The sequence below is a fragment of the Candidatus Izemoplasma sp. genome, assembly GCF_982632705.1.
Genome location: NZ_CEXEES010000053.1, coordinates 1 through 10,938 on the forward strand (window position 1 = coordinate 1; position 10,938 = coordinate 10,938).

General features: G+C 33.4%; 10 protein-coding genes. 4 read left to right on the forward strand and 6 right to left on the reverse strand.

Translation table 11 applies throughout. The features are described 5' to 3' along the window. Window positions 1-336 precede the first annotated feature (336 nt). The 4 genes from AC2LE6_RS07025 to AC2LE6_RS07040 are packed head-to-tail and all read left to right on the forward strand — an operon-like array spanning window position 337 to window position 4,757. The gene (locus AC2LE6_RS07025; protein WP_484478557.1) at window positions 337-846 is read left to right on the forward strand and encodes an NADH-quinone oxidoreductase subunit NuoE family protein; all 510 of its coding nucleotides are present in this window, start codon (window positions 337-339) and stop codon (window positions 844-846) included. Then, window positions 836-1,237 carry a (2Fe-2S) ferredoxin domain-containing protein gene (locus tag AC2LE6_RS07030; protein ID WP_484478558.1) on the forward strand — a complete coding sequence of 134 codons (402 nt, stop codon included), beginning with the start codon at window positions 836-838 and terminating at the stop codon, window positions 1,235-1,237. Before AC2LE6_RS07025 ends, AC2LE6_RS07030 begins: the two co-directional genes overlap by 11 nt. Next, window positions 1,237-3,003: an NADH-quinone oxidoreductase subunit NuoF gene (nuoF, locus tag AC2LE6_RS07035; RefSeq protein ID WP_484478559.1), complete on the forward strand. Its 1,767-nt coding sequence runs from the start codon at window positions 1,237-1,239 to the stop codon at window positions 3,001-3,003. Before AC2LE6_RS07030 ends, nuoF begins: the two co-directional genes overlap by 1 nt. Window positions 3,004-3,014: 11 nt before the next feature. Next, a complete protein-coding gene (locus tag AC2LE6_RS07040; protein ID WP_484478560.1) occupies window positions 3,015-4,757 on the forward strand; it encodes an NADH-dependent [FeFe] hydrogenase, group A6 in 1,743 nt (580 codons plus the stop codon). A 300-nt stretch (window positions 4,758-5,057) separates the two neighbouring features. On the opposite strand, the gene AC2LE6_RS07045 is transcribed toward AC2LE6_RS07040, so the two are convergent. From AC2LE6_RS07045 to AC2LE6_RS07070, 6 genes are all read right to left on the reverse strand, one after another. Then, window positions 5,058-6,332: a helix-turn-helix domain-containing protein gene (locus AC2LE6_RS07045; protein ID WP_484478561.1), complete on the reverse strand. Its 1,275-nt coding sequence runs from the start codon at window positions 6,330-6,332 to the stop codon at window positions 5,058-5,060. Between the two features lie 77 nt (window positions 6,333-6,409). Further along, on the reverse strand, window positions 6,410-7,966 hold the full coding sequence (gene pruA, locus AC2LE6_RS07050; RefSeq protein ID WP_484478562.1) for an L-glutamate gamma-semialdehyde dehydrogenase: 1,557 nt from the start codon (window positions 7,964-7,966) through the stop codon (window positions 6,410-6,412). Window positions 7,967-7,980: 14 nt separating this feature from the next. Further along, on the reverse strand, window positions 7,981-9,126 hold the full coding sequence (locus AC2LE6_RS07055; RefSeq protein ID WP_484478563.1) for an NAD(P)/FAD-dependent oxidoreductase: 1,146 nt from the start codon (window positions 9,124-9,126) through the stop codon (window positions 7,981-7,983). Further along, window positions 9,116-9,394, reverse strand: coding sequence for a (2Fe-2S)-binding protein (locus AC2LE6_RS07060; protein ID WP_484478564.1), 279 nt, complete (start codon window positions 9,392-9,394; stop codon window positions 9,116-9,118). The genes AC2LE6_RS07055 and AC2LE6_RS07060 overlap by 11 nt, the downstream gene beginning before the upstream one ends. After that, complete coding sequence (locus AC2LE6_RS07065) at window positions 9,391-9,870, reverse strand: 4Fe-4S dicluster domain-containing protein (protein WP_484478565.1); 480 nt, start codon at window positions 9,868-9,870, stop codon at window positions 9,391-9,393. Before AC2LE6_RS07065 ends, AC2LE6_RS07060 begins: the two co-directional genes overlap by 4 nt. Then, on the reverse strand, window positions 9,860-10,936 hold the full coding sequence (locus AC2LE6_RS07070) for an NAD(P)/FAD-dependent oxidoreductase (RefSeq protein ID WP_484478566.1): 1,077 nt from the start codon (window positions 10,934-10,936) through the stop codon (window positions 9,860-9,862). Before AC2LE6_RS07070 ends, AC2LE6_RS07065 begins: the two co-directional genes overlap by 11 nt. Window positions 10,937-10,938 lie beyond the last annotated feature (2 nt).

Consider the following 10,938-nt stretch of genomic DNA (forward strand, 5'->3'; position numbering starts at 1 on the left):
ATCAAGTAATATTATAATTTAAAATGTATATAATTTACCATTGTTTATAATAATATTTCAACAATTATAAATAACAAAATATAAAGTAAGCACTTTCAAGATAATAATGAAAATATGCTTAAATAAAGAAAATAAAAAAAATGATATAACACACCCTTTCAAGGTCTTTATTAAGACGTAAAATAGTATTTATAAAAACTATTATTAAGTATGTTGAAATTCGTTTACAACTTCTTATTGCGAGTGGTAATATTAAGTGTCAAAAAAAGTAATTTGAAAAATGAACTATTACAAGTTAGCATAAAAGTATAAGTGTTAGTCTGAAAGGAGTATGTTATGAGTAATGTAAATTTAAATATGAACGAGTTAGATAAGGATTTACTTTTGGAATTAGATCAGTACATTAAGAATACTGAGGATCCAAATGGTAGCCTAATCAATATTCTTCACAGAGCACAAAATCTGTTTGGGTATTTACCACACAATCTGCAACTGTATATCTCAAGAAAAGTTGGGGTTGATGCTGCTAGAGTAAATGGGGTTGTAAGTTTTTATTCTTACTTCACTGAAAAGAAAACTGGTAAACATGTAATCAGTTTATGTATGGGTACAGCCTGTTATGTTAAAGGATCTGAGAAAGTCCTTCATAAACTACTAAAAACATTGGATGTACAAAAGAATGAAGTAACTAAAGATGAGTTATTTACAGTAAGAGATGTTCGTTGTATTGGAGCGTGTGGTTTAGCACCAGTAATGACTGTTGGTGAAAAAGTATACGGTCATGTAAAAGAGAACATGGTTGAAGGTATTTTAGATAATTATCGAGGTGAAAATAATGGCAATTAAAAGTTTAGATGAACTAAGAAAATTACGTGCATCATTACAAGAGTCTGTTGAACTTAGAGAAAAAGGTGAATCTACTAGTGGTATTACTGAGATATTAATCGGTATGGGTACTTGTGGAATTGCTGCAGGAGCAAGAGACACTTTTAATGAGTTACTAAATATAATTGAAGAGAAAAAATTAAACAAAGTAAAAGTTATTAGCGTTGGTTGTCTTGGACAATGTTCACTTGAACCAACTATTCAAGTGAACATGCCAGGTCGCGAACCGTTAATATATGGAAAAATAACTGAAAACAGAGTATCTGAATTGGTTGAGAAGGTAATTATCAAAGAAGGTTATCTTGATGAAAACTTACTAATCGCTTCATTTACAAAAGTTGAGGTGAAATAATGAAAGAACGTATAACATTATTGGTTTGTGGTGGTACAGGTTGTATCGCTTCTGATTCAAACGAAATGGTTACTCAATTAAAATCAAGAATCAAAGAACTAAACATGGAAAATGAAGTTACAATAATCAAAACAGGTTGTTTTGGATTTTGTGGACAAGGGCCAATTATTAAGGTTCAACCAGATAACGTATTCTATGTAAAAGTTAAATTAGATGATATTGAAGAAATAATAACAGAACACATCGTAAAAGGTCGTGTTGTCGAAAGATTATTATTTGATGATCCTAAAGACAATAAAAAAGTAAAAGAACATAAAAATATGGACTTCTACAAAAAACAAATGAGAATAGCATTAAGAAACTGTGGATTCATTAACCCTGAAGACATCAGTGAATATATAGCTGTTAGAGGATATGAAGCATTGGCTATCGTCCTATCTGAAAACTCTCCTGAAGAAGTAGTTAAAATTATGAAAGATTCAAAACTTCGTGGTAGAGGAGGCGGAGGGTTCCCTACAGGATTAAAATGGGAGCTTACTGCAAAACAAGCTGAACCTGAAAAATATGTAATTTGTAACGCTGATGAAGGAGATCCAGGAGCATTCATGGACCGTTCAATATTAGAAGGTGACCCTCATTCAGTATTAGAAGCAATGGCAATTGCAGGATTCGCTATGGGAGCAAACACAGGTATTGTTTATATTAGAGCTGAGTACCCACTTGCAATCCATAGATTAGAAACTGCTATCAAACAAGCTAGAGAATATAATTTCCTAGGAAAAGATTTATTTGGATCAGGATTTGATTTCGACATCGAAATCAGATTAGGTGCAGGTGCATTTGTATGTGGTGAAGAAACTGCATTAATTAATTCTATCGAAGGACACCGTGGTGAACCTCGTAAAAAACCTCCTTTCCCTAGTGAGCAAGGATATAAAAACAAACCAACATCTGTAAATAATGTTGAAACATTTGCTAATATTCCTTCTATCATCTTAAATGGTGCAGAATGGTTTAGTAGTATCGGAACAGAAAACAGTAAGGGTACAAAAGTATTTGCCTTAGCTGGAAAAATAAATAACATTGGACTTGTTGAAGTTCCTATGGGAACTACACTAAGAGAAATCGTATTTGATATTGGTGGAGGAATTATCGATGGTAAAGACTTCAAAGCAGTACAAACTGGTGGACCTAGTGGTGGAGTTATCACAAAAGAACATTTAGATACTCCTATTGATTATGAATCATTAAAATCTATTGGTTCTATGATGGGTTCTGGTGGAATGATCGTATTAGATGAAGATGATGATATGGTTGAAATCTCAAAATTCTATTTAGATTTCACTCAAGATGAATCATGTGGTAAATGTACTCCATGTAGAATTGGTACAAAACGTATGTTTGAAATATTAGAACGTCTAACAAACTTAGAAGGTTGTCCTGAGGATTTAGATATCTTAGAAGACTTAGCACATAATATTAAAAACAGTAGTTTATGTGGACTAGGGCAATCTGCTCCTAATCCTGTATTATCTACACTTCACTTCTTTAGAGAAGAATACGAGGCATATGCTAATAGAACAATCAAAAAATCATATAAAATCATTGAGGATAAATGTATAGGATGTACAAAATGTAGTAGAGTTTGTCCTGTAGAATGTATTACTGGAAAAGTAAAAGTACCTCATATTATCGACGAAAGTGCTTGTATTGCATGTGGAGCTTGCTTTGACGCTTGCCGTTTTGATGCAATCACTAAGCCTTAGGAGGATTCATAATGAATAATATTAATATTAAAATAAATGATAAAGAACTTAGTGTTCCTGAGGGAACAACAATACTTGAAGCTTCTAGACAAGTTGGAGTAGATATCCCTACTTTATGTCACTTAGAACTACCAGATTTCGGTGTAGTAAACAAAGTTGCTTCATGTAGAGTATGTGTTGTTGAAATCGAAGGTCGTTCTGCGTTATCTCCATCATGTGCTGAAAAAGTATATGAAGGTATGACTGTAAAAACAGATAGTCTAAAAGCAATCAATGCTCGTAGATCAAACTTAGAGTTATTATTAAGTAATCACCCATTTGAATGTTTAACTTGTCAAAAGAACTTAGATTGTGAATTACAATCTCTTGCCGAAGAATTAAACATTAGAGAAATACATGCAAAAGGTATCAAAATGGATTACCCATTAGATATCACTTCAAATAGTATCGTGAAAGATCCTAACAAATGTGTTATGTGTAGACGTTGCGAAACAATGTGTAACGAAGTTCAAACTGTTGGTGTGCTTAGCGCAATCAAACGTGGATTTGATGTTGTTGTTGCTCCTGCATTCAATTTAGATATGGTAGATACATCTTGTACATACTGTGGACAATGTGTTGCTGTATGTCCTACTGCTGCTCTTACAGAAAGAAATGACACTTCAAGAGTATGGAGAGCATTATCAAGAGAGCGTAACCATGTAGTAGTTCAAGTTGCTCCTGCTGTTCGTGTTGCGATTGGTGAGATGTTTGGATTAGAACCAGGTACTATTAGTACTGGTAAATTAGTTACTGCATTAAGAAGACTTGGATTCAACGCAGTGTTTGATACTAACTTTGGTGCAGATTTAACAATTATGGAAGAAGCAAGAGAACTTGTTCATAGAATCGAGAACAATGGAACATTACCAATGCTAACATCTTGTTGTCCAGCATGGGTTAAATTCTTTGAACATCAATTCCCTGAATTATTAGATGTTCCTTCAACTTGTAAATCTCCACAAACAATGTTAGGTGCCATTGCAAAAACATATTACGCTGAAAAAATGGATATTGATGTAAGAAACTTAAAAGTAGTTTCTATCATGCCTTGTGTTGCTAAAAAAGCAGAATCTGCAAGAACTGAACTTTCTAAAGAAGAAGAGTTACATGTAGACTATGTATTATCTACACGTGAGTTTGGTCATATGATCAAAGAAGCTGGAATTGATTTCACAAATCTAGACGATGGTGAATTTGATAGTATCTTAGGAGAATCAACTGGTGCTGGTGCAATATTCGGTACGACTGGTGGAGTTATAGAAGCTGCTGCTCGTACTGCATATGAATTAATCACAGGTGAAACTCTTGAAAGAATTGAATTTGAACAATTAAGAGGATTAGAAGGAATACGTGAAGCAACAGTTACAATTGGAGATTTAGATCTTAAAATTGGTATTGCTCACGGTCTTGGAAATGCTCGTAAATTATTAGAAGATATTAAAGCTGGTAAAGCTAATTTCCACGCTATTGAAATCATGGCTTGTCCTGGTGGATGTATTGGTGGTGGTGGACAACCTTATCACCATGGTGACGAGAATGTTATTAAGAAACGCCAAGCTGCAATCTATGAAATTGACAAAGCTACACCAAGAAGAAAGTCACATGAAAATGAAATGGTATTAAAACTATATGATGATTACCTAGGAGAACCATATGGTAAAAAAGCACATGAATTACTTCATACATGTTATGTACCAGGAGAAAAAATATAAAATAAAGGGACCTCAAAAAGGTCCTTTTTTATTTTGTGTAAATAAAAAGAACGACTATGTCGTTCGATCCATTATGTCAGATTAATAAAGGCCCCTATCCCAAAGAAATTCTTTCCTAGCAATTAGCCATTTACCTCAGCACCCGTTCTTAATCCGTCCCTGTTTTCATCCATAAATATTATCGCTCAAAATCCATTAAAAAACAAGACCCTACTGTTATTTTACAAGAACAGTAAAACCTCGTTTAAATGTCATTTTTATATGTTTGTAAACGTTTTAAGGTGAAAAGCACCTTCTAATTTATAGTTTTTGTAAAATTCTCTTATGTTGTAAAAAGCTTTCTGCCACTTCCATCGCTTTTTTGTACTGTCTTTTAGTATGATAAAAATCAAGTAGATAGTTGTAGGCAATTCCAATTACATCTTGATCGTTATTTTCCACTGCACGATCACACAATTCATTCACTGTTTCTAAGTACTCTTCTTCATCATATAGAGCAGGGATTTTATGCATAGCCTGCATCTTGATAAACTTAGGAACTTTGTAATGTCTTTTCACTTCAGGATATTCCATGATTTCTCCATAAAGTTTAAGCATCTTACTAATTTGATTTTGTACTCTTGCCAATTTAAATCTATGTAACGCCACTGGGATTGATTCCTGATTCGGCATTTTGTCTATCGTTTCTTCAGCTTTAGTATATTCTTTTGCTCGAATTTGTACTGCAGCTTCAATCAAAAGACATTCTTCGATTAAATCGACCATATTGAATTTATTTGCGAATTGTCTCACTTGACTTAGAATTCTTTCAATATCTTCAGTTTTATTGATTACATAGTATATTCTAGCAATTTGAAGTTTCGTTTGCATCGATCTTAAATAAATAGTTCTAGCTTCAAATTCACTTATTATCTCTTTTGCAATCTTATATGCATCCATGAATTGATACTGTCTCACTTTTGCCACAACAAGATATTGTTTGACGAAAACATCATATTCTTTGTTTCCAATTCCCAATGCGTTGTTAAAGTTTATTAAAGATTTATTGTATCTTTCATTATTCAAGTGGTTTAAACCTTGGATATAATTGAATAATTGAGTTTGAACAGGGTTAAAGAACTCAATCATTTTGCTGTAGTGATCAAGAACTTTCTCTATATCAGTATCTTGTTTATTTGTTTGTGCAAAGTATAGATACTTCACAATAATATAATTGATTAATTGAGGACTATACATATATTGTTCTTCTTTATTATGAAGTTCATTATATACATCTTTTGCATCTTCATACTCCTGGTTAATAAGAGCAACCATCATCTTAACACTTAAATCTGTCATATTATTCAATAAATCTTCAGAATCATAAAATTCTAGTTCTAATGCATTAAGGATATCTCTTAATGTATCACTTGCTGGAGATTGCTTCCCTTTTTCAATATTACTGATTAAAGTATGAGATATTTTTGTTATATCTGATAAATCTCTTAGAGACAATCCAAGTTCCATTCTTTTTGATCTAATAACGATTCCTAGCACTTTTAAATTGTCTTTAGTATATACGTGTTTTGTAACCATACTATCACCCAAATACTATTTTACTATAAATTGACAATATATCATAATAAATAAAAAACACTTCGTTAGAAGTGTTTTTATAGCATTTCACTGATTGTCTTTGCTTGCATATGAAGTGGTAAGTAATCTGGCCCTCCAGCTTTACTATCTGTACCACTCATGTTGAATCCTCCAAATGGATGATATCCAACAATTGCACCTGTACATTTTCTATTTAAATATAAATTTCCAACATGGAAATCTTCTTTTGCCATTTCTAGATGCATTCTATTTTGAGAGATAACAGCACCTGTTAACCCGTACTCAGTATTGTTAGCAACTTCTAAAGCTTCTTCAAAAGTTTTTACTTTTGTCATCGCCAATACAGGTCCAAATACCTCTTCTTGCATTAATCTTGATTGCGGATCTAGATCAATGAATACCGTTGGTTCCACAAAGAACCCTTTTGAATCATCTGCTGTTCCACCGGTTAATAGTTTACCTTCTTCTTTACCTACTTCGATGTATTTCTTAACTTTATCAAATGCTTTATCATCATTAAGTGGACCCATAAAATTATTGAAATCCGTTGGGTTCCCCATTGTTAGTTCTTCTGTTAACACTTTTACTCTTTCTACAACGTCCTCGTATATATCTTCATGGATTATTGCTCTTGAACATGCACTGCATTTTTGTCCGCTAAATCCAAATGCTGATTTAACTATTGATTCAGCTGCAAATTCTACGTTTGCACTGTTATCAACAACAATTGCATCTTTCCCACCCATTTCAGCTATTACTCTTTTCAACCAGATTTGCCCTGGTCTTGTTTTAGCTGCTTCTGCGTAAATTGTTTGTCCTACTAATTTGCTACCTGTGAATGATACAAATCTTGTTTTAGGATGTTGAACAATAAATTCACCAATTTCAGGTCCATCACCTGGTATAAAGTTCACTACACCATTTGGTAGACCAGCTTCTTCTAACACTTCCATAAATTTATATGCGATAACCTGTGTTGTTATTGCTGGTTTTAATAATACTGTGTTCCCACCAACGACTGCTGCTGTTGTCATTCCTGCTAATATTGCAAGTGGGAAGTTCCAAGGAGTAATAACTGCTGCTACTCCAAGTGGAATATACTTAAATACATTACGTTCAATGTTTCTTCTTGATTTTGTTTTTTTGTCACTCTCTTCTAATTGAAGCATTTGACGTCCATAATACTCAAGAAAATCTATTGCTTCAGCAGTGTCTGCGTCAGCTTCTGGCCAAGGTTTACCTGCTTCTTTAGTCATTAATGCGCTAAACTCATATTTTCTTTTTCTTATAATTGCTGCTGCTTTAAATAGTACATCAGCTCTAGTAGACGCTTTTACTTTTTTCCATTCTTCAAATCTCTTAAGAGCAACTTCCATTGCTAATTTTGCATTTTCTAATGTTGCCTGATGAATATTCCCAACTACTTTTGCTTTATCTGCTGGATTTACTGATACATAGATATTTCCAGTCTCAATTCTTTCACCATCAATAATAATCGGGTATGTTTCTCCCATATATGACTCTACAAGGTTTAATGCATCTTGATACTTAGATAATACTTCTTTGTTAGTAAAATCTAATAAGGGTTCTGTTTTATAACTATATACTCCCATATATATCTCCTTTTCTATACTACGTTTGTTTCGTAGGATTGTAAATCTTGATTTTTGAATCTATCTATGTGTAATTTCTCGATATCTGTTGTTGGTGTTTCTTTAAGAATGATTTCACTTAGTAGTAATCCTGTCACTGGAGCAAACATAAATCCATGCCCGCTAAATCCAACAGCCATGTAATATCCATCACATTGATCGGTATCACTAATGATGGGTTGTCTATCTGGAGTTATATTATAACTTCCACCCCATTGTCTAACAACTCTTAATTCTCCAAGTGGAGGTAATAGATTCACAGCGGTTTTAGCCATTTCATCTAAGAAATCGTGTGTACTTCCAATATCATGGTTGTGAAGAGCTAGTGGGTTACTTCTACCCATAATGAAACTCCCATGTGGTACTTGCTGGCAATATATATTTTTACTGAAACTAATTACCATTGGTCCTTGGATTTTTTCTGTTGGCTCTGTTACAAGTATTTCGTGATTTTCACTATATACAGGTATTTCAACATCTGCCATTAACCCAACTTCTTTACTGTATCCACCAGCTGCGTTAACAACTTTACTGGTTTCAACTTCATGATGTTCTGTGATAACCTTTTTGATTACTTTATTCTCTATTACTATTTCTTTTACTTTTTCTTCATAATAAAATTTGACACCTAGTTTTTTTGCAGCTTGATAATACGCATCAGTCATTAAGAATGGGTTGAGATGTCCATCTGTAGGACAAAAAGTAGCACTCACAACTTCTTCAATATTTAAATGCGGAACTATTTCAAGTGCTTCTTTAGGTGATAATTTTACAGTAGGAATTCCGACACTATTTTGAAGTGCGACGTTCTTCTTACTCATCTCGTCTTCTTTTTTGGTTGTTGATACAACCAGATAACCTTCTTGCTTAAACTCTACATTTCTATGATAATTCAATGTTTCTTGAGCTGTTTCAAAGAAATCAACGCTCATCTTTGCAAGTTTACAGTTCATCAGTGTTCCCCACTGTTGTCTAACACCAGCTCCACAACGTCCAGTTGCTCCGCCAGTCATGTAATTATCATCGAAAACTACTATATCTTTCATACCTTTTTTCGCTAAATTGTATGCAATACTAACACCACTAATTCCACCACCAATTATTACTATATTAGCTTTCATCGGCATTCTCCACTATAGATTTTAATTTTACACCCGTGATTAAAGGTCTAACCTTTTGTGTTTTTACTTCTGATAATGGTATTTTTAGGAATTTAGCGACTTCCCTTTGAACTAGTAAATTACATGTATTGCCTTGGCATGCTCCCATACCAACTCTTAATATGCGTTTTATTTCTTCTAAAGAAGTAAACCCTTCATCTAAAACATCATGTAGATCTTGTAAACTAATATCTTCACATCTACAAATCATTATATTTTGCTTATTCATGGTTTCCTCCTTATAGTAACGAATTCATGGAGAAATTCTTTTTGCACTTTCACTTCAATCAAAGCTGTTTTATCATATTTCTCATTTATAGATACTTTTATGATTTCTACTTCTGTAATAATATCACCATTACGATTTATCCCGTTCCAATGTTCCCCTTTTATTGGATAAGGAACAAACTCATACGGTATTTTGAATCGTAAATGATCATCATGCTCTTCCACAGTAATTATTGCAAGTCCTGGGCAACTATAAACACAGATACCACAACCTATGCAGTTATTGAAGTCAACTTTAGGTGGCGTGTTAATATCTTCACCTATATGAATTGCATTGAATGGACAACTTGTACTGCATGGATTACATGGAATCTCTTCGTAACATTCAGTTATTGCCTTATGCTTTTTTAAATGATTATTCTCTGGGAATCTTGATTTAACTTGTTCTAAGGTTGGAACGCCTGTCTTATTTAACATTTGTTTCACCTCTCAACTCTTCTAATCCTTCAAGTGTTCTGACACCAAATGGTCCTGAACGAAGATTGTGAAGTTGTCTGTTATAATCATCATAGAGATTTTCAAAGTTATGATGTTTGCTTCCTAATCTTTCACTGACCAGTAGTCCAGTTAGGTACCCTTCCACAATGGCACTACTTGCTTCTTCTACACCACAAACATCACCTGCAACATAAATGTTTTTTATTGTAGTTTCGTGGTGATGATCTATGACTGGAACAAGTCCACCAAGTTTTGTTATGTATTTCATTTCAGCTCCCAACATGCTTAATAGATTGCCCATAGGACTTAGTCCTACACTGATACATAATGAATCAGTTTCAATCTCGAAATCAGAACCATCAATAAAATCCCAATTATCATCAAGTTTGCTCACAACTATTTTTTCTAACTTATCTTTTCCCACTGCTTTTTTGATTGAGTGTTTTGTAAGTATATCGACTCCTAATCTTTTGAGTTTAGAAGCGTGAACTTTGTATCCTCCAATTAATGGAGAAGCCTCTAATACCTTTAATACTTTAACACCAGCTTGTAGTAATTGATAACTAACAATAAGACCAATGTTCCCTGAGCCAATCATTACTACTTTATCTCCTGGTAAAACACCATGCACATTCATCAATGTTTGCACTGCACCAGCACCATAAATCCCCGGTAAATCATTGTTTTCAAAAGTTAAGAATTTTTCACTTGCTCCTGTTGCAATAATTAAAGCATCAAATGTTAACTTTGAATATTTTTCACCTTTTAGTATAGTTAGTACTTTGTCTGAATAAATACCAACTACAGTTGTATTTTTCATCACAGTAATCATACTATCATTCTTTTTTACATCATTTATTAGTATTTTTGCGATATTAATCCCTCTTGTTTTTGCATACTGTTTCTCTGATCCAAAAAACATGTGTGTTTGCTTGACCAGTTGTCCGCCCAATTTAAAATCTCTTTCAATAATAAGTGATTCTACACCACTCTCAGCAGCGATTTTTGCAGCACTTAATCCCGCAGGTCCACCACCAACAATTATCA